20 protein-coding genes and 1 pseudogene are annotated in these 18346 nt (G+C 59.5%); 4 read left to right on the top strand and 17 right to left on the bottom strand.

All coding sequences use genetic code 11. The annotated features are described in order from the left end of the window. Position 1: 1 nt before the first annotated feature. The 16 genes from PHAMO_RS13230 to PHAMO_RS20225 all read right to left on the bottom strand — a co-directional run bounded on the left by PHAMO_RS13230 (position 2) and on the right by PHAMO_RS20225 (position 14138). Positions 2–850, bottom strand: a complete 849-nt coding sequence (locus PHAMO_RS13230) for an STAS domain-containing protein (RefSeq protein WP_002730036.1) — start codon at positions 848–850, stop codon at positions 2–4. Between the two features lie 26 nt (positions 851–876). Then, positions 877–1254 (bottom strand): response regulator, encoded by a 378-nt coding sequence (locus tag PHAMO_RS13225; protein WP_002730035.1) that lies wholly within the window; start codon positions 1252–1254, stop codon positions 877–879. 35 nt (positions 1255–1289) lie between these two features. Continuing rightward, entirely contained in the window at positions 1290–2003 is a 714-nt protein-coding gene (locus PHAMO_RS13220) for a hypothetical protein (RefSeq protein WP_002730034.1), read from the bottom strand. Positions 2004–2008: 5 nt separating this feature from the next. Beyond that, the gene (locus tag PHAMO_RS13215) at positions 2009–2380 is read right to left on the bottom strand and encodes a response regulator (protein ID WP_002730033.1); all 372 of its coding nucleotides are present in this window, start codon (positions 2378–2380) and stop codon (positions 2009–2011) included. A 15-nt stretch (positions 2381–2395) separates the two neighbouring features. Further along, positions 2396–3625, bottom strand: a complete 1230-nt coding sequence (locus PHAMO_RS13210) for a methyl-accepting chemotaxis protein (RefSeq protein ID WP_002730032.1) — start codon at positions 3623–3625, stop codon at positions 2396–2398. A 1-nt stretch (position 3626) separates the two neighbouring features. Further along, positions 3627–4001 (bottom strand): response regulator, encoded by a 375-nt coding sequence (locus PHAMO_RS13205; protein WP_040567217.1) that lies wholly within the window; start codon positions 3999–4001, stop codon positions 3627–3629. A gap of 140 nt (positions 4002–4141) precedes the next feature. Then, entirely contained in the window at positions 4142–4393 is a 252-nt protein-coding gene (locus PHAMO_RS13200; protein ID WP_002730030.1) for a hypothetical protein, read from the bottom strand. Beyond that, positions 4393–6978 (bottom strand): chemotaxis protein CheA, encoded by a 2586-nt coding sequence (locus tag PHAMO_RS13195; RefSeq protein ID WP_002730029.1) that lies wholly within the window; start codon positions 6976–6978, stop codon positions 4393–4395. The genes PHAMO_RS13200 and PHAMO_RS13195 overlap by 1 nt, the downstream gene beginning before the upstream one ends. After that, positions 6975–7349, bottom strand: a complete 375-nt coding sequence (locus tag PHAMO_RS13190) for a response regulator (protein ID WP_235720847.1) — start codon at positions 7347–7349, stop codon at positions 6975–6977. The genes PHAMO_RS13195 and PHAMO_RS13190 overlap by 4 nt, the downstream gene beginning before the upstream one ends. Before the next feature lie 14 nt (positions 7350–7363). Then, positions 7364–8233, bottom strand: a complete 870-nt coding sequence (locus tag PHAMO_RS13185; RefSeq protein WP_162136963.1) for a CheR family methyltransferase — start codon at positions 8231–8233, stop codon at positions 7364–7366. A gap of 5 nt (positions 8234–8238) precedes the next feature. Next, positions 8239–8874, bottom strand: coding sequence for a HEAT repeat domain-containing protein (locus tag PHAMO_RS13180; RefSeq protein WP_002730026.1), 636 nt, complete (start codon positions 8872–8874; stop codon positions 8239–8241). Beyond that, a complete protein-coding gene (gene cheB, locus PHAMO_RS13175) occupies positions 8849–9973 on the bottom strand; it encodes a chemotaxis-specific protein-glutamate methyltransferase CheB (protein WP_002730025.1) in 1125 nt (374 codons plus the stop codon). Before cheB ends, PHAMO_RS13180 begins: the two co-directional genes overlap by 26 nt. A gap of 54 nt (positions 9974–10027) precedes the next feature. Next, positions 10028–11611 carry a chemotaxis protein CheW gene (locus tag PHAMO_RS13170; protein ID WP_002730024.1) on the bottom strand — a complete coding sequence of 528 codons (1584 nt, stop codon included), beginning with the start codon at positions 11609–11611 and terminating at the stop codon, positions 10028–10030. A 29-nt stretch (positions 11612–11640) separates the two neighbouring features. Further along, positions 11641–13587 carry a methyl-accepting chemotaxis protein gene (locus PHAMO_RS13165; protein WP_002730023.1) on the bottom strand — a complete coding sequence of 649 codons (1947 nt, stop codon included), beginning with the start codon at positions 13585–13587 and terminating at the stop codon, positions 11641–11643. 202 nt (positions 13588–13789) lie between these two features. Further along, positions 13790–13972: a hypothetical protein gene (locus PHAMO_RS13160; protein WP_040567214.1), complete on the bottom strand. Its 183-nt coding sequence runs from the start codon at positions 13970–13972 to the stop codon at positions 13790–13792. Positions 13973–14006: 34 nt separating this feature from the next. Continuing rightward, positions 14007–14138, bottom strand: coding sequence for a hypothetical protein (locus tag PHAMO_RS20225; protein WP_268869804.1), 132 nt, complete (start codon positions 14136–14138; stop codon positions 14007–14009). Positions 14139–14474: 336 nt separating this feature from the next. Here PHAMO_RS20225 and PHAMO_RS13155 point away from each other — a divergent pair. The 3 genes and pseudogenes from PHAMO_RS13155 to PHAMO_RS20215 all read left to right on the top strand — a co-directional run. Then, positions 14475–14816: pseudogene (locus PHAMO_RS13155) on the top strand (IS5/IS1182 family transposase); the annotation flags it as partial. An 89-nt stretch (positions 14817–14905) separates the two neighbouring features. Beyond that, positions 14906–15307 (top strand): helix-turn-helix domain-containing protein, encoded by a 402-nt coding sequence (locus tag PHAMO_RS20220; protein WP_002730019.1) that lies wholly within the window; start codon positions 14906–14908, stop codon positions 15305–15307. 180 nt (positions 15308–15487) lie between these two features. Beyond that, a complete protein-coding gene (locus PHAMO_RS20215; RefSeq protein ID WP_002727681.1) occupies positions 15488–15853 on the top strand; it encodes a transposase in 366 nt (121 codons plus the stop codon). A gap of 367 nt (positions 15854–16220) precedes the next feature. Here the strand turns inward: PHAMO_RS20215 and PHAMO_RS13140 are convergent, their stop codons facing one another. Continuing rightward, positions 16221–17207 (bottom strand): protelomerase family protein, encoded by a 987-nt coding sequence (locus PHAMO_RS13140; RefSeq protein ID WP_002730017.1) that lies wholly within the window; start codon positions 17205–17207, stop codon positions 16221–16223. A gap of 251 nt (positions 17208–17458) precedes the next feature. On the opposite strand from PHAMO_RS13140, the gene PHAMO_RS13135 reads away from it, so the two are divergent. Further along, positions 17459–18346 (top strand): IS630 family transposase gene (locus tag PHAMO_RS13135; RefSeq protein ID WP_235720846.1). Its coding sequence is split into 2 segments (ribosomal slippage), with 889 coding nucleotides annotated over them: positions 17459–18038 and positions 18038–18346; the frame shifts between segments, so codons are not numbered across the junction. This gene is flagged as partial in the annotation.

Here is an 18346-nt window from a genome sequence, read left to right as displayed (position 1 = left end):
CTTATCCTCCGATTGGGACAATACGTTGACCGATATGGCGCAACGCTTCCGACAGACCGGCCCGTAACGTGCCGCAGGTCTTCAGGCTGCCGAGATCTACATCGAGCTTGACCAGGGTCTGGGCCGCATCCGGGCTGATTCCGGTCAGGATTACCTTTGCTCCCAGCATACTTGCGGCGCTGACGGTTTTGGTCAGGTGAAGGGCAACCCGTGTGTCGATTACCGGCACACCTGTGACGTCGAGGATGGCGACATGAGCTTCCTCGCGCGCGATTGCGGTCAGAAGATCTTCCATCACCTTTTGCGCCCGTTGGGTGTCGATGATTCCCACCAGCGGCATCAGTACGATGTGCTGCCATACCCGCAAGGTTGGGGTCGAAAGGTCGAGGATCGCCCGGCTTTGCCGTTCTATGATGCTTTCGCGCGCCTTCAGATAGGCATTGAAGGTCGCGAGCGCGAGATGATCGACGATGCTACTGATTGTCGCCAGTTGGGACGCCAACCTCGGGGGGCTGTCGCCTAATTCCCGCACCAGCATCGGGATCATCGCGTCCTTCAGCGTTAGAACGAAACCGGCGGTTTCGGTCGGAGAGAAGCCGTCGCGCGCTCTGGCGGAGCTGAGGGAGGTGGCAAGGTCGAGGAGGTCAACATAGGCCGGACCGTCGATGTCGTCGCCGCCCGCTTCGATGGCGCGGCACAAAGCATCCAGGAAGTCACCTGCCTCGGCCTTGATCAGGCGTGCGATCTGCGGCTGGCTGATCCGGTCCTTGGCGAACTCGGAAATTCGTTCGAACCAGACGGTGCGCAGACTATCCTGATTACGGTTCAGGATTTCGGAAATATCTCTCATCTGATCTCCTCCCGGATCGTCGCGGCCTATGTCCGTAGCTCCATGACGGCGGCAACGGCCGACAGCAATTCGTCCTTGGTTACCGGCTTTAGCAAAACTCCGTCGGCCCCGGCTTTTTGGGCTTCTTCCATCGAATATTCCTGTGGTGCCCGTGGCGCGCCCCCGGTAATGGCGATCACTCTTGTCTTGATCCCGGTCTCTTTCAGTGTGCGGATCAGATCGACTCCGTTACCGCCTGGCATCCATATGTCGGTAAGTACGACGTCGAAGCGGCCCGAATTGAGGTGTCCGATCGCTTCCAATCCATTGTCACACTCCTGGACGGTATGGCCTCCGCGCTCAAGGAACTTACGCAGGGTCATGCGCACCACCATCACATCGTCAACTAACAGAATGGAGGCCATGCCCTCGCTCCTTATCCGAATGGGGACTGGTTGGATCAGAACAGTTCGACTGTCGCGCCGATGCCCTCCCGATCCGTGCTTTCGCCGCGCGCGGCGCGGTGGCTGTCACGCTGTGCGGCCATGACGTAATCGGCAAAGACCTGATCGAGCTTGTCCGCCAGTGACGTCGTGTCGAACTGGCGGGACAGATCGGCCAGCGCCGCATGAGCCAGTGCGATATGCTGGTCTACCATCACGGACATCCGCGCCATTTGTTCGATCTGCTGACGAGTGATGTCCTGGAACTGGATGCTGCCCATCAGCAGGATCATCAGTCGCGACAGTTCCTCGATCTCTTCGGCATTCTGGTTAAGGTTGCCGGAGCAATCGGCGACGATCCGATCTATTCCAGCATCGACATTTCGCAATCCGTCGATCAGGGTGATGGCAGCCGATTCTGTGATGGCGGTGACCATCTCGCCCTGTCGGCGCAGGATGTCGGTGAAGGTCTGGTAGTGAGCGAGTTCGGCGGCGATTCGTTGCGCTGTTTTCTCGCTCTGATTCAACCGGGCGACAAGCTCGGTCTGGGGCCACAGCAGGCGGGCCAGTCCAATCCCCAGGCCGATCTCCGCCATGGCCAATCCCCATCCGGCGATCGGCGGCAAGATCCCGTGGAGCCAGACACCGAGGCCAGAGACGAGTGCCGCCGCCGCCAGGGCGGTGGCTCGGGGGTGGTTCCAACAGAATTTTATCGGATGGAACATGGTCATGGCCGTCACCGTTCAGGGAGGACCTGCCGCACCACTTGCAGCAAAGCCGCCGGGGCTACGGGTTTGACCAGCCAGCCGGTCGCTCCGGCGGTTTTGGCATCAATCCGTTTGTCTTGCTGAGATTCGGTGGTGACCATCAACATCGGCGTGAAACGCAATCCTGTCACTTGTCGGGCAAGACGGATCAGGTCTGTTCCGGTCATTGCCCCCATGTATAGATCGGTGATGATCAGATCGGGGCGGAGCCCGTCGTTCAGCATCGTCAGCGCCTGCTCGCCGCTGCTGGCTTTGTCGATTGCATAACCGGCTTTGGCCAGCACACCTTCCATGCTGAGAAGGATGGTCGCGGAATCGTCGATAATCAGGATTCGTTTCAACGCGGCGTCCTCCCCCTAGAAAAGTTCGATTGCCAGATCGCCCGGTTGTCGCGATACCGGTGAACGTGATGTGGCCGTCAAGGTGATAAGGTTGGTTAATTCAGGAACATGATTGCCTTTGGACAGATCGCTCATCGAGTCCTCGATCAATCCAAGATGAATAGTGGCCTGATCGAACTCTCCGGCAAGGCTTTCAAGGCGCTGGCGGGTGATATCCTGGAATTGAATCGACCCGATCAATTGTAGGATAGGCTGCGCAATGCGTTCGCTCTCACCGTGAACCTTTTCGAGGACATCGCGTTGGTGCGAGACCAAACGTTCTATGTTTTCAGTCAACTCTCCGATTGCATCGGAAATGGTGTCCAGTTCGCTTCTTTCTCGCTCGATCCGCTTTTCGATCAGCAAGTCAACGCTGGCGGCGATTGCCTGACACAGTGAATCAAGCCCGCGGCTGATTTCGACGGCGGCTTTGTCCGATTGTCGGGCCAGAAGCTTGACCTCACCCGCGACGACGGCAAACCCCTTGCCAGCGTCTCCCGCACGAGCGGATTCGATCGTGGCGTTCAGGGCCAGCATATTGGTTTGACGAGCGATTGTTCTGATGGTGCCGATAGTCTTTGCCAGTCTGGCCGTGACTTCCTCGATGTCTTGAAACCGGACCCGGCTTTCTTCGATATCGTTACCGCGCCGGATAACAAAATCGTTGATAAGGCGGCGGTTTGAATCGAGGTGGGCTTCGGTTCGCTCGATCAAAGCGATTACTTTGTCGTTTGAGTTGGAACTGGCCAGGAATTCAAGCAGATCGGAAATGGCATGATCGACAGATTGCAGCCGGAGGATAATTCCGGTCGCCGCCGTTTCCGTTTCCTCGTTGATCGCGGTCGCTTCGACTTTGACCTTATTGAACAGCGGGCGGTAGCTATCGATCTGGCGGCCGAGCATCGCGAGACCGTCCCGCGTCTGTGACGGTACCTCCGAGGAATAGTTCGGGGTCTCGATCAGGCTGGGGGCAGACGGAAGCGGTTTCGCAACGGTTCCCGGCTGCGGCGGTCGCGCCGGTTCGAAATGGCGTAGAATGGCGATCGTCAGACCCGTCGCGATCATCGTCGCGACCAGAATCAATGCGGCGGTGCTAGAGACAAGAGGAACTCCGCCCAGCCAGGCCGCCAGGACGGCGATCAAGGCGACCACGCACGCCCCGGCGCAGGACCGCCAGTCGAGAGCCGCTGTCCGGGCCGAGGTCATCTCATGCCCCCGGAACGAGTTGCCGCACAACCTGGAGTAGGGCGTCGGCTTCGACCGGCTTTACGATCCATCCGGTCGCTCCGGCCGCTTTGGCCTCGGTCCGGCGATCCTGTTGCGATTCTGTGGTCAGCACGATTGTCGGAGTGAATTGCAACCCCGACAACTTGCGGATATTGCGGATCAACTCGATCCCGTTCATCGCCCCCATGTTTAGGTCGGTGACGATCAGATCGGGTTTGCTCCCCCCCTTGAGAATCGCGAGGGCCTCTTCACCATTCCGGGCCTGAACCACGGTCAGACCGGCCTTCGACAGAATGCCGTTCAGGCTCATCAGCATGGTGGGGGAATCGTCGATAATCATGATTTGTTTGGACAAGGCGGAAACTCCCGGACCCCTGACGATGGGTATTGGATGCGATGTGTCGCTCCATACCAACGTAGTTCGTTATCCCGAAGGTAATAATCAAGGGTTCGACTGACTCTTTGGGGCGTCCGCAAGGGAAGGAGAGGGAGGTCTTATTTCTCCTTACCGGCGCGGACAATCACCGGCATGACCCAGCAGGCCAAGGTCGATTCGTCCGGTGGAATGATGTGCTGTGGAGAAAATGCCGCCAGCGTTTGGAGCAGGGCGGTGTGCAAATGTGTGCAAGATTTAAGATCGATCTCGGTTTCCCGGTGCTCGCGCAGGTGTTCAAGCAAAGGTAGGGCCTCTTCGACTGAACAAATGCCGTCGAAGATCACCAGATTGTGCTCAATCCTTATCGGCATCAGAGCAATTCCTTCAGATTGAGCACCAGCAGCACCCGACCATCCCCCAGTAACGCGGTACCGGAATAACCGGGGATATTGGCCAGCAATCCGTCGAGCGGTTTAAGAATTACGTCCATTCCCTCACGGAAGCTGTCGATCACCAACCCAACCGGGCTGCCATTGACCCGGCAGACCAGGACCGCTTCGTCCTCGTTCGTGGCCTCGTCACGGTGGCGACCGGGCAGGTTGAGCAGGCGCGTCATCCGAACCAGCGGGATCAGGGTGTCGCGCAGAACGAAGGTCTCGGTCCGCTTGATGGTTCTGATCGCGGTTACAGGAACCCGAACTGTTTCAACGATCATATCCATCGGAATACCGAACAATTGGCTGCCGGTTTCGACCATCATCACGCGGGTTACCGCCATACTGAGCGGCAGCGACAGACGCACCACGGTTCCTTCGCCCAGAATAGAGGAAACCTGGACCGTGCCGTTCAGTCGTTCGATGGTGTTGTGCACCACATCCATGCCGACGCCCCGCCCCGATAGGTCGGAAATCTGTTCCGCGGTCGAGAAGCCGGGATGAAAGATCAGGTTGATGGCATCCTGATCGCTCAGAAGATCGGCTTGGTCCTGGGTGATAACCTCCTTGGCGATTGCGGCGGCCTTGATCGCGGCCGGGTCGATGCCGCGTCCGTCGTCACCGACCTCAATGACGACCTGATCGGCCTCTTGAAAAGCCTTAAGCCGAATGGCGGCGTGAGACGACTTGCCCGAAGCGCGTCGCTCGTCAGGGTATTCAATGCCGTGATCAAGAGCGTTGCGAACGATATGGATCAAGGGATCGGCCAGCGATTCGATAATCGACTTGTCGGCGGCCGTTTCCTCGCCCTCGATTTCCAGGCTGATGGTTTTGCCTAATTTGCGCGACAGGTCGCGGACCAGACGGGGGAAGCGTTCAAAGACCTCGGAGACTGGGAGCATGCGAACCTGCATGATCGCCCCCTGCATCTCCTGGGCAAGGCGGTCGATGACCGCGTATTGGTCCTTGATCTCGCGGGCCATCTCGCGGGAGCCGTGAACCTGTTCGGCTCGCTTGGCAAGGAAGGGGAGGCTGTTTTTTGACACCACCAACTCGCCAATCAGATTCATCAAAAGGTCGATCTTGGCCTGATCGACCTTCAGCATGCGGACGGTGGTCCGTTCTGAGGCGGCGTCCTCGGGGGACGCAACGGAGCCTCCCGGCGATGCGGGGGCGATCGATGGCGGTTGTTTCCCGGCCGGAATCGATGTCGGGCCGCACCGTTCCCACTCTTCCAGCAGGTCGAGCAGCCGGGTCGGAGAGCCGTATTCGAATGCGTGGCTGCTGGCTCGGGTCAGTGTTTCTGTCAGATCGGCTAGCCCCGCACTGACGAGGAGGTTGGTGATCGAGGCGACCACCGAGGCGATCCGGGTTCGAATCTGATCCGGCTCTGCGGGCAACGACAGCACGCGGCGCTGTTCCCCAAGGATGCGGTGGAACAGCGGTGACATGGCGGGCGATGGGGGTGGCGTGTTGAGCTTCGGTTCCGTCGTGGCACGGTCAAAACAAGGCGGCTTGCCGCTTGCGATGGCTTCGACCATGGCGCCGATCCACAGCGGGTTGGGCAGGGGAGAACCCAGAACCGCGTTCAGCCAGCGAAGCGCTGAGGCGGCTCGCAAGGTGCTATCGATTCGTTCAAGTTCGGTGTCAACGGCCCGGCGCAGGGCGTTGAAATCTTTGGCGTCGAGGTCTGTCCGTGCGGCCGCGACGAAATCGGCGCAAACAGTGCAATCCGTGCTGTTTCCTTCCAGCAGGATCAGATGTTCAGGTGCCACGGCGGCGATACGAACCTGTTCCGTGACATAGCGGAAGAGATGCTCGATCTCTGCCCGTGGGGCGGACGACAGGATCAAAAAATCGAGACGACACTGATAGGGTTCGAAACTGTCCAAGGGCTCCCACTGCGCACGGGGTACGATGAAGCCGGTCAGCATTTCGGGGCATTGGCGGACCAGATTGAGCGGGTCTTCGCCGCTAAAGAAGCAGGATTCGTCTGGGCAATAATGCAATGCCAGCAGAGGATGTCCCGATACCGCGTGGGCGAAGGCTGCCAGCCGGTCGGATTCCGGTAGCAATCCCAACCAATCCGCCGCGCCATCCTCCGCCGTTGCCGTGGTGGCCTTCGCCTTGCTGGCGGATTGGGGGCAGCAGCCGCGCAGTCGGGTCACTAACGGCCGTGACGTCGCTTCGGCATCGTCGGGCAGCCGTTCGGTTCGCTCCAGACTGTCGATCCACAGACTGACCTGATCGAGGGCGTCGAGCAGCATATCGACCATGTCGGATATCAGGGCGATCTGCCCGGCTCGTACCGCGCCCAGCAAATCCTCGGCCGCGTGAACCAATTGGGTCAACGCCGCTACCTCGAATAGGCCGGACGAGCCTTTCAAAGTGTGAACCGAGCGGAAAACGTCGTTGATGATCGTTTCGTCGGAGGGATTTTTTTCCAGGTTGAGCAGGCCGGTAGCGGCGACCTGAATCAGGTCGCGCGCCTCGGGAAGGAAACGGGCCAGCAGCGGGGTCATTGTGTCGCGACCCCAGTCAGCAATCGCACTGTTTCAATCAGATCGCCGGGGATAACCGGCTTGGTCAGGTAGAAATTGGCGCCGGCTGTGTAGGCTTTAAGGACGTCCTCATCCTTTTCCTCGGTGCTGACCGTCACCACCGGAATCGCACGCAAGGCCGGGTCGCCGCGGACTTGGCGGACCATTTCATAACCGTCCATTTTCGGCATGTTGATATCGACGACCATCAGGTCGAATCCGCCGAGCAGGGCACGTTCGAGTCCCTCGACTCCGTTGGCTGCCTCCTCGACCTCGAAGCCGGCTCCTTCCAGCACTTCGCGATAGAACAGACGCATGGTGATGCCGTCATCGACGACAAGGATTTTCTTCATGCTCATGCGCGTCCTCATTCGCCATGGGTTGGCTTCTGATAAACAATCGTGTCGGCAAACTTTCTGGGGCGGAAAAGCGAGGACATCCGGCTCATGCTTTCGGAATGTCCGAGGCAGATCAGCCCCCCCGGTACCAGGCATTCGTACATCGTCTCGACTGCCTGACGGCGGCTTACGTCGTCGAAATAGATCAGCAGGTTGCGGCAGAAGATCAGGTCGATGTTGCGAAACCGGCTCATCTGCGGCGGGTCGGCGATATTCATCAGCGAGAATTCGATCGATCCCCGTATTTCCTCGCGGATCTGGAAGCGATCCGGTCCCAGATGGACGAAGAACCGAGTCCGCTCTTCGGCGGACAGGCGATGGATCGCCCGCTCGTTATAAATGCCTTGTCTGGCGTCATTCAGAACCCGGCTGTCGATGTCCGAAGCCAAAATCTCAATGTCGTATTCGTCGCACTGTCGCCAGCGGTCGAGGATGTAGATCGCGATCGAGTAAGGTTCTTCGCCGGTCGAGCAGGGGAGAGACCAGATGCGGATCGGATCGCCGGGACGTTTGGTTCGGGCGATTTCCGGTAGAATTCCCTTCACCAAGGCATCGAACTGATAGTCTTCGCGGAAGAAATAGGTCTCATTGACGGTCATGACGTTGACGAGATGTTGCAATTCCTCGCCGCAGGCCTGGAAGCGGATCAATCCGAAATATTCTCGGAAATCTTTGGAATTTGTCTTATTTATTCTATCGTTGATCCGCCTTTCTACGAAGTATCTTTTCTTCTCCGTGAAAAGAATTCCAGTTTTTCGATAAAAGAATTCGCAGAATTTTGCGTATTCCTCCTCCGAAATAGGATTTGGAAGCTCCTTGGGTTTTATCAATGCCGCCACGGCCGTCACTCCCCGTTGATCCTGCGAATGGCCGTTGTGACGGCGAATTGCATAAAGGGATGGTCGGCAAAGCGACGACTTAGATTTTCAAGATGTGGAACTGCGGCAATATCGCCGACCTCGGCCAGGCAATCGACCGCAGCCGCGCAGACGTTGACATGGGGATCGGTGTCAATCACCTGAACCAGCCAGTGCGGGGCATTGGCATGTGGCAACGCGCTCAGGATATTAACGGCGAAGATACGCGCATCGTTATCGGGATCGGCCAGCAATTCATCCATGACCGGGGCAACTTCCTCGGGCATATCCTGCAACGCCTCGATCACCGCGTTGCGCAATCCGGCATCTTCGGAACGGAGATAGGGCACCAGTCCGGCGACCACCGATGGCGAGCGCATGCGGATCAGGGCGGTAAACAGCACGGTGCGCACGCTCAGGGCGGTTTCTGTTGCAACTCGAAGGCACAGAGCCGGGACTGCCTCGGGAAAATCGGCAAGATCGCGGGCGGCACGGCGACGGAGGCCAACATCGTCCGAATCGAGTTCCTCCAGCAGGGTTTCCAGGGTTTTCGTCGGTTGGGGCGACGGCGTGGTATCGGTCTTGCGAGTTTTGCTTCTATTCCCTGCATTTATGAGCGCCATGACCAGCCTCCTTTCTCGATTGAGGTTCGGCTGACAGCCATTGAATCAGTTGGTCGCCAATTCGGTCCGCTGGCATCACCAGATCGGCACCGCCGCGCTTGATCAGTTCGTTCGGCATGCCAAACACGATGGACGAAGCGGCATCCTGGGCGATGGTGCGGCCTCCGCGGCGATGGAGTTCGGCCATCGCTTCGGCACCGTCATCGCCCATGCCAGTCAATTGGACGGCGATCATCCGGTCGATCGGCACCACATCGACGGCGCTGGCGACCATCCGGTGAACGCTGGGATGCCACAGAAAGTCTTTTGACGAGGGAACGGGCGCGGCGCAGAATCCCGTACCACGTCTTAGCACGACCAGATCGGCATCGCCCTTGGCGATATAGACCGTTCCGGGTTCGATCGGAGTCTGGCGGAAGGCTTCGACCACCGGGATTTGGCACAGATCGTTGAGGCGGCGGGCAAAAACGCCGGTGAAACTGCCGGGCATGTGTTGAGCGACCAGCACCGCCCAAGGGAAATCGGCAGGAAGTACCGGAAGAATCTCCTCCAGCGTGCTGGGGCCGCCAGTGGAAACGCCGATCAACACAATGCCCATCTTGCCGCGCGGCAGGGGGGCAAGTGTCTTGTGGCTGGGGGTGGACGTGGCGGATCGTCCGCGTTGGTGGGTCTCCAGACGCTGGCGCAGGCCAATCGAGCGGCGCACTCGCGCCTTGGCGGCGGCGCGGACCTTGGTCAACAGGTCGTAATGAATCTGGTCGATCGAGAGCGAGATGGTGCCGCCGGGCTTGTGGACGAAATCCACCGCGCCCAGACTCATCGCCTGAAGCGTTACCTCGGCCCCTTCTTCGGTCAGAGACGACACCATCACCACCGGCTTGGGCCGTCGGGCCATGATATTGGCCAGACAGGTGATGCCGTCCATTTCTGGCATGTTGACATCAAGGGTGATGACGTCGGGGTCGAACCGTTCGAGAAGATCGAGCGCCTCGGCCCCGTTGCGGACCGTCATCACCTCGAAATCTCCCGCGCCTTCAAGCACTTGTGTCATGTGCTTGCGCATCAGGGCAGAATCGTCAACGACCAGGACTTTTATCATGTATCACCACACTCCGTCGCTTGGTCCCGTTGCTCGGATTGGCGAATAAGTGCGTTATGCGGCGTCTCCGCTTAACACATCCAGTTCCTGCACGTTCAGCAATTGGGTCACTTCCAACAGCAGGATCATCCGCTTCAGATGCTCCAGATTGGCAACGCGACGGATCAGGCGGCGCTGTTCTTCCGACAGGTCGGGCGCCGCGCCGATGAAGCGGGCGGGGATGCGCATCACCTCCGACACCGAATCGACGATGAAGCCCGTGCGGATGCCTCTGATCGTGAACACCATGATTCGTTGACGGTCGTTGCGGTCGATCCCGCTCAATCCGAAGCGGCGGCGCTGATCGACGACCGGCAGCACCACACCGCGCAGGTTGATGACTCCCTCGATGAAAGCGGGTGTCTTCGGTACGCGGGTCAATTCCTCTGGAACCCGGACGATTTCCTGGATCGCATCGATGGGAACGCCGTATTCCTCGTCCATCAGCCGAAAGACGACGAACTGTTCCTCGTCATCGACCTCGACCGTTCTGGCGTCTTCATCCGTCTCGCCCGACTGCATGCCCGCCTCGTCGTCGTTGTTTGCGATCACTTTGCGCAGGTCGGTGGCGTTGAACATCCGTTCCGCCGACAACACCGACACCAGCCGTTTGCCGTCTTGCAGGCGACAGATCGACTGGATGTCGCTTAGGCTCTGATCCTGCGACAGCAGGCTTGGCATCGGATCGATCACCGAGCGGTTGACGCGCAGAACCTCCTTTACGCTGTCCATCACCACCCCGACCGACAGCCCACCTCCCAGCGATACCACCACGACTTTGTTGGCCTCGCTCAGTGTGGTTCCGGGCAGGCCGAACATCTCGCGGAGCGACACCAGAGGTAGCAGCCGGTTGCGCAGGGTGATCACCCCAAGGACGTGTGACGCCGCATTGGGGATATGGCTGACGCTATCGGGCATCTGCACGATTTCCTGCACCTGCTCGATTGGAAAAGCATATTCCTGTTCCGCGACCTCAAAGCTGACCAACTGATCTTCGTCGGTTGCGGTTTCGACATCCTTGTCTTCGTTGCGATGAACGCTGGTCGTGGCTTGAGTGGTGCTGCCCAGAGTCTCGGCACGGTTCGCCAGATCCTTGAACTCGCGGCGAATGACTTGGCCCGCATCCAGGATCATCACCATCGATTGTCCGTCGTCTGCTTTAATCATGCCGGTCAAAAGATCGGTATCAATGGTGCCCTGGATGCTGGAAGCCGGTTCGATACTGCTGGCCTCGACGGTGACAACGTTGGCCATCCGATCGACCACCATCCCGACCGGTCGCCCCAGATCAAGCACGACGACGCGGGTGGAATCGTCATGTGCCGTTTGAGTGAAACCAAACGCGTGACGAAGGTTGACCACGGGAAGAACCGTGCCGCGCAGATTGGCTAGTCCTTCCAAAGCGCCTGGACTCATCGGTACCCGAACGACGTCCGGCATGCGGATGATTTCCTGGACATCGGACAAGGCGACGGCAAAGCTTTCTGCCTGGACGTGAAAGATAACGAACTGGCGTGCATCGCCCCGGCCGGGTTCCCCTCCCTGGGGGTGGTCCGTACCGTTCAGGCCGTCACCCTCGGGGTCGGCAAGAGCTGTCATGGATGTTTCCTCCGCTGGAGCTCAAGCCGTCAGCCGGCCTGCAATTCGTCGGCTAGGGAAGCGATCTCCTCGATGGCGGCGGCAAGTTCTTCCGCTCCCTTGGCTTGCTCCTTGGCGGCAATCGAGGCTTCGCTCGACGCACGGTTGGCCTGCTGGGCGGCGGCGGCAACCTGCTCGACGGCAGTCTGTACCTCCTTGACTCCCTTTGTGATTTCAGCGGCACCACTCAAGATTTCGTAGTTGCCTTTCAGAACCTGAGCTGTCTCGGTGCCGATCACTTCAAGACTGGCGGAGGTTGCCCGGTTCTTTTCAACTTCGAGAGCGGCGGCTTCGGCGATTTCGCTGAGGTCGGAGCGAACCGCGACAATCTGATCCTGAATCGCTTTCACAGTGTCTTTGATCCGGTCGGCGTTTTCCGCCGAATCGCGGGCCAGGTTGCGGATGTCGGTTGAAACCACGGCAAAGCCCTTACCGAACTCACCGGCACGAGCGGCTTCGACCGAACCGTTGACCGCCAACATGTTGGTCTGGATCGACACGGTGGTGATGGCATCGACAATTTTGTCGATACGGCGACTGATCTGTTCCAGGGCGACGATCTGGTCGCGGCTCTGGCGGCCGGATTCGACCGATCTGCCGACCCCTTCGATCAGGGCATCGACAATCTTGCGGTTCCGGTCGAGCATCTCGGCGATCGAGGTGGCCTTTTCTACCGATTGCTGTGACCGTTGCTGTGCGAGAAGTGCACTGCGTTCGATCTGGGCGATGGCGGCGGAGGATTGTTGAGTTGCGGCGGCCTGTTGCTGCGAGCCTTTGTTGATCTGCTCCAAGGCCGTCATGATCTGGGCTGCGGCCCGGTTGATTTCTTCGACCGCGCTGGACAGCTCCTCAGCGGCGGAAGCAACCTCTTCAGCGCTTTTGCCGATATCGGTGGCATTCTTCAACTCGTCGGCCAGTTCCGACAGTTCCTGCGCTGCCTGTTCGCTTTGAAGCAGGGCCAGCGATTGCTGCTCAACGGTCTTGCTTGCTTCTTGACAGGCGGCACCCTGTTCTTCGGCGGCAGCGGCGATGACCTCGGCGCCCTTCATCGCCTCTTTGGCGGCGGCGGCGGATTCATCGTTGGACTTGGCGATCTCGCGCGACCCGACGATGACATCGGCCATTTCCTGGCGAATGACCTCCAGAGACTCGGTGACCTGGCGACCTTTCTCGACTTCTTCGCGGGCGGCGAGGGCAGAGGCCGTGATCCCCTCGGCGATGGCTTTGACATCCTTCTGAATCTGTACGATCAGTTCTTGGATGTCGCGGGCGGACTTCTCACTGGTTTCGGCGAGGGTACGAACCTCGTCGGCGACGACGGCAAATCCCTTGCCATGCTGACCGGCCCGCGCCGCTTCGATCGCGGCATTCAGTGCCAACAAATTGGTTTGGTCGGCGATCCGGGCGACGGCTTTAACGACGTCACTGATGGTCTGGGCCTGCTGTTCCAGTTCTTTGACCATCCGGACTGATGTCTCCTGGCGCTCGGACGCCCGCGCGATGGCACTGATCGAGTTGCCGATCTGACGGCCGACATCGATCACCATGGTTTGCAGCGCCTCGGTCTTGCTCACCGTGTTGTCAGCGCTTTCCTTGCCGGTCGCGATGAGAATCGTGCTGCGACTGACCGCTTTCAGTGATTCCTGGGCGGCGTTGGCTGCCTCCTCGGCACCAGCCGCGATTTGGTCGGATGCCTTGCGCAGTTCCTCTGCCGCACTGGTCGCCTCGGCGATTCCGCTGGCGAGTTCCGAGGTGGCGGCGGCAACCCGTTCAGCGACCTTTTGCTGGCGGGCAAACGTCCTGGCTTTTCGTTTCTGAGCCTCGGCAACTAATCGAGATGAGTTACCGACACCAGCAACGCCAGCATCGTCATCAAGACCACGGCTGGTCGCCGCCGCTGGCTTGGCGGCCACGCCGGATTTCTTCACAAGAGCCATCGCGATCCTCTTAGGGCTGGGGAGAGGGAGGGAGCCGATGCGATAAGGTTTTTATTTAACTCACGTAAAGAGGGAAAAAAGCTGCTAACAGCAGACGCATCGCCATGTGGATGGGGCGCTGCTTTGGTAATAAACATACAAGGCATTATCTATGTCTTGTTGGCTATAAGGATATGGGGGAGGGGGGATTCAAGGTGGCCGCTCATAATTTTCTGGCGGCATACCCCGTGCCTTCGACCAGTTGGTCGAGCGGATCATGGCCGAGGGTGACGGCGATGAGTCCGCGCCGGTGATGGTGGTCGATAACGGGGCCAGCACCTTCGTCCCCTTGTGCTCCTACCTGTTGCAAAATGAGGTGATTCCGCTGCTGGCCGAGGCAGGGCATGGGGTCCGCTTCCACACCGTGATCACTGGCGGTCTCAGGCGCTGCCCGACACCACCGAGGGCTTCATCAGCCTGTGCCGCAACATCCCCGATGTGCCGGTGGTGGTGTGGATCAACGAGTATTTCGGCCGCCCGGTTCGTAACGGCAAAAGCTTCGAAGAGAGCAACGCCTACAGACCCACCAGGGCCGGGTCCATGCCCTGGTGACGATCCCGGCGGTCAAGCCGGAGACGTTCGGCCGCGACATGGAGCAGATGCTGAAGCGGCATCTCAGTTCTCGCTTGGCACGGTCGAGGGGATCAACCCGGCGCTGCTATCCGGGGTCACCGCCAAGGGCTACGCCCGCAAGGTCGAGGCCGGTCCCCAGACCGTCGGTCAGGTGCTGGTGACCAGCGTCGCCAAGGGCGATCGCAAGGAAACGATCTCGGCCGAAGGCCTGACGGCACAGTTCGACGCCAAGGGAGCCAACGAGCTGGACACCTCCAAAAACCCTGGCGGTGGGGGCCTTGCGCGAGGCGGGGTATCTGGCGATGTCGGGGCAATTGTTGGACGCCACAATCGTGGCCACCCCCAAGCAGCGCAACACCGATGGCGAAAAGGCGGCAATCAAGGCGGGGCAAATTCCCGACGCTTGGAAGGACAAGCCTGCCAAACTGCGCCAAAAGGACCGCGACGCCCGCTGGACGGTGAAATATTCGAAGGCCAAGCCGCGCGAGGACGTCCAGCCTCAGGTCGATCTGGCCGTTCCGTCTTTCGGCTATAAGAACCATATTTCGGCGGACCGGGCGCATGGGCTGATCCGCAAATGGCCGGTGACCGCCGCGGCAGCGCATGATGGTGCTAGAGCATCATCCACTCATATGGAATCATTGGGGATTCCCAATTAGGGAAAAGTATGATTCAAGATTGGGGCTGGTGAAGGAGGCCAGCCCTGATGGCGACATCCCTTTCCACGGATCTTCGGCAGCGTCTGATTTCGGCGGTCGAGAGCGGTCAATCATGCCGCGCGGCGGCGAAGCGGTTCGGGGTTGCTGCCTCGACAGCAATCAAATGGGTGAGCCGCTGGCGATCGGAAGGACACGCCGTGTCGAGGCCGCGTGGCGGCGACCGTCATTCGCACCGGATGGAGGCGTTGGCCGAAGAGATCCTGGGGCTGGTAGAGCAGACTCCCGACATCACCCTGGCCGAGATCGCGGCCCACCTGGAAGCGGTACACGGGGGCAAGATCGCCCCGAGCAGCGTATGGCGCCTGCTGGACCGCCACGACATGACCTTCAAAAAAACGGACGCACGCCAGCGAGCAGCAACGGCCCGACGTTCTGCGGCGGCGACATGAGTGGTTCGATCTCCAGCCGGAGCTTGATCCCGAGCGCCTAGTCTTCATCGACGAGACCGGAGCCTCGACCAAGATGGCGAGGCTCCGCGGGCGTGCCCCTCGCGGCGAGCGGTGCCGGGCGCCGGTGCCGCATGGGCATTGGAAAACTACCACCTTCGTCGGCGGTCTTCGTCTGAGCGCATGACCGCGCCGATGATTCTCGACGGCGCGATGAACGGCCAAGCCTTCCTGGCCTATGTCGAGCAGGTGCTGGCGCCGACCCTGACCCGAGGTGACATCGTGGTCATGGACAATCTGCCCGCTCACAAGCTCGCCGGGGTCCGCGCCGCCATCGAGGCCGTCGGCGCCCAAGTCATGTACCTCCCGCCTTACAGCCCCGACTTCAACCCCATCGAGATGGCCTTCTCGAAGCTGAAGGCTTTCCTCAAGAAGGTCGCAGCCAGGACCAAGGAGGGTCTCTGGGCGGCGATAGGCGACGGCATCGGCACCTTCACACCAGACGAGTGCATCAAATATTTCGCAGCCGCAGGTTATGACCGCGATTGAACGGAAAATGCTCTAACCCCGGCCGTGGGGCTCCTAATTCTTCAAAGAAGAATTCTGGCGAGACGCCGAGAGCCGTTGCGATTTGATAGAGCCGAGAGGCCCCGATCCGATCAATACCACGCTCGTATTTGTAAAGTTTTGGCACGAGATGCCAATAACGCTCGAAAGTCGGCTCAAAGAGACACCATGAATCATCATGAGCGCTCGCACGCGCCGCCCGACGTGGCCGTCTATACTATTGGCGCGGGGCTTTTTATTAAATGCAGAGATAGTCCATAGGATGGATGAGACGGCGGTTGTTCGCAGGAGAGGCACCAAGTTTGGCCTGTGACCTGGTGCCGTTCTGCCGACGAGAGGAGGTGCCGATCTACGATCTGGGCAGATCTTCCAACACCACTGCGGCGTAAGACTGGGCCGTGGTCAGGTCGTTTTCGCGGTGTCCTAAAATGCGAGCATAATACTCGCTTGGCTTGCATCGTTCTTCGTTCGTGCCGGTCTTGTTGAATATTCGGCTACATATCTCGGCATAGATGATGCGCATATCCCGGGCCGATACCGACGCTCCTTCCAGCTTTCTTTTGCCACGGGCCTTTGTTCCAACCCGAGCTTCAGCAAGGTCGGCGCTGTCGTCATTGCTCCAGAACCGGCCGAAAACGGCTTTGCATCGTCGATTTAGTGGGGTATTGGAGGCCCGATTGAATTCTTCGTAATCCATTCCCACTAGGTCGGGGGCGATGCGGTCCCGCAGTCGCACGAATGCCTCGCGAATCTCTTTCGCTGGGGCAAGCACAGGAATGGTGAATGCCGAATTTGTCATCGTTCCTTTGGCGTTCCTAGTTTTCACTTGGCCGCGGAACCTTATGTGCCACTTCTCCCATGCACGAGCCTGCACGCTGGGGATTGGTATGAAATCAAATCGGGTCTTGGGATTACAAGCGATCTCGTTGGGTCTGCGGCCGGTGAGAAGCGCAAGGCCGAGAATCAGCGCATATCGATCATCGGTCTTCAGCATTTCCCGGGCTGTAAACAGCATTTCCCGGCTATGACGGATACGAATCGGTTCCGCCTGCCTCAGCGACACTGCGGACTGATAATTTTGGCGCAGCTGAGCATATTCATCATCGGTAAGGCGCAACAGGTCAAACGCTCCGTCATCAACACCGAATCGTTCTCTGACCGCCGTTCGGCGTAGGCTGAGATAGGTTTTTAGGCTGTTTAGGCTCAGAGAGTCCCGCAGCCGATTGATTTCTCTTTGGGCATAGGCTGCGTGCTGGGCCAGGGGCAGCTCGGCCATCTCTTCAATAAAAGTCGCGACATCGGGGCGGAGTTTTTTCTTAGGAGGATTTTTCATCATGGGGAACCCTGCCATCCACAGTAGTTAACAAGATTTCATTGGTTAACATGACGGTGGGGCGGGCGGAAGTCAAGCGTTGTGTCGTGTTACCTGTGGAGATGGATATCGATCGACGCCCCAATTTTGGTCGCGGGGCTGCGGAGAATTCCATCCAAAGCTAGAGCATCATCCACTCATATGGAATCATTGGGGATTCCCAATTAGGGAAAAGTATGATTCAAGATTTGGGCTGGTGAAGGAGGCCAGCCCTGATGGCGACATCCCTTTCCCGCGATCTCCGAGAGCGTGTGATTTCGGCGGTCGAGAGCGGTCAATCATGCCGTGCGGCGGCGAAGCGGTTCGGGGTTGCTGCCTCGACAGCAATCAAATGGGTGAGCCGCTGGCGATCGGAAGGACACGCCGTGTCGAGGCCGCGTGGCGGCGACCGTCATTCGCACCGGATGGAGGCGTTGGCCGAAGAGATCCTGGGGCTGGTAGAGCAGACTCCCGACATCACCCTGGCCGAGATCGCGGCCCACCTGGAAGCGGTACACGGGGGCAAGATCGCCCCGAGCAGCGTATGGCGCCTGCTGGACCGCCACGACATGACCTTCAAAAAAACGGCGCACGCCAGCGAGCAGCAACGGCCCGACGTTCTGCGGCGGCGACATGAGTGGTTCGATCTCCAGCCGGAGCTTGATCCCGAGCGCCTAGTCTTCATCGACGAGACCGGAGCCTCGACCAAGATGGCGAGGCTCCGCGGGCGTGCCCCTCGCGGCGAGCGGTGCCGGGCGCCGGTGCCGCATGGGCATTGGAAAACTACCACCTTCGTCGGCGGTCTTCGTCTGAGCGCATGACCGCGCCGATGATTCTCGACGGCGCGATGAACGGCCAAGCCTTCCTGGCCTATGTCGAGCAGGTGCTGGCGCCGACCCTGACCCGAGGTGACATCGTGGTCATGGACAATCTGCCCGCTCACAAGCTCGCCGGGGTCCGCGCCGCCATCGAGGCCGTCGGCGCCCAAGTCATGTACCTCCCGCCTTACAGCCCCGACTTCAACCCCATCGAGATGGCCTTCTCGAAGCTGAAGGCTTTCCTCAAGAAGGTCGCAGCCAGGACCAAGGAGGGTCTCTGGGCGGCGATAGGCGACGGCATCGGCA

It is taken from the genome of Magnetospirillum molischianum DSM 120 (assembly GCF_000294655.1).
GTDB lineage: Bacteria > Pseudomonadota > Alphaproteobacteria > Rhodospirillales > Magnetospirillaceae > Phaeospirillum > Phaeospirillum molischianum.
The sequence above is the reverse complement of the archived record's forward strand: the minus strand, read 5'-3'. Positions and strand labels throughout refer to the sequence as shown.

What these genes read in the sequence shown, in the direction of transcription:
- PHAMO_RS13225 (WP_002730035.1), bottom strand. Translation starts at nt 1,254, where the DNA reads ATGGCCTCCATTCTGTTAGTTGACGATGTGATGGTGGTGCGCATGACC.
- PHAMO_RS13190 (WP_235720847.1), bottom strand. Translation starts at nt 7,349, where the DNA reads ATGAAGAAAATCCTTGTCGTCGATGACGGCATCACCATGCGTCTGTTC.
- PHAMO_RS13210 (WP_002730032.1), bottom strand. Translation starts at nt 3,625, where the DNA reads ATGACCTCGGCCCGGACAGCGGCTCTCGACTGGCGGTCCTGCGCCGGG.
- PHAMO_RS13140 (WP_002730017.1), bottom strand. Translation starts at nt 17,207, where the DNA reads ATGATGAAAAATCCTCCTAAGAAAAAACTCCGCCCCGATGTCGCGACT.
- PHAMO_RS13170 (WP_002730024.1), bottom strand. Translation starts at nt 11,611, where the DNA reads ATGACAGCTCTTGCCGACCCCGAGGGTGACGGCCTGAACGGTACGGAC.
- PHAMO_RS13195 (WP_002730029.1), bottom strand. Translation starts at nt 6,978, where the DNA reads ATGACCCCGCTGCTGGCCCGTTTCCTTCCCGAGGCGCGCGACCTGATT.
- PHAMO_RS13160 (WP_040567214.1), bottom strand. Translation starts at nt 13,972, where the DNA reads ATGCCCTGCCTCGGCCAGCAGCGGAATCACCTCATTTTGCAACAGGTA.
- cheB (WP_002730025.1), bottom strand. Translation starts at nt 9,973, where the DNA reads ATGATAAAAGTCCTGGTCGTTGACGATTCTGCCCTGATGCGCAAGCAC.
- PHAMO_RS13200 (WP_002730030.1), bottom strand. Translation starts at nt 4,393, where the DNA reads ATGCCGATAAGGATTGAGCACAATCTGGTGATCTTCGACGGCATTTGT.
- PHAMO_RS13220 (WP_002730034.1), bottom strand. Translation starts at nt 2,003, where the DNA reads ATGACCATGTTCCATCCGATAAAATTCTGTTGGAACCACCCCCGAGCC.
- PHAMO_RS20220 (WP_002730019.1), top strand. Translation starts at nt 14,906, where the DNA reads ATGGCGACATCCCTTTCCACGGATCTTCGGCAGCGTCTGATTTCGGCG.
- PHAMO_RS20215 (WP_002727681.1), top strand. Translation starts at nt 15,488, where the DNA reads ATGACCGCGCCGATGATTCTCGACGGCGCGATGAACGGCCAAGCCTTC.
- PHAMO_RS13230 (WP_002730036.1), bottom strand. Translation starts at nt 850, where the DNA reads ATGAGAGATATTTCCGAAATCCTGAACCGTAATCAGGATAGTCTGCGC.
- PHAMO_RS13165 (WP_002730023.1), bottom strand. Translation starts at nt 13,587, where the DNA reads ATGGCTCTTGTGAAGAAATCCGGCGTGGCCGCCAAGCCAGCGGCGGCG.
- PHAMO_RS13180 (WP_002730026.1), bottom strand. Translation starts at nt 8,874, where the DNA reads ATGGCGCTCATAAATGCAGGGAATAGAAGCAAAACTCGCAAGACCGAT.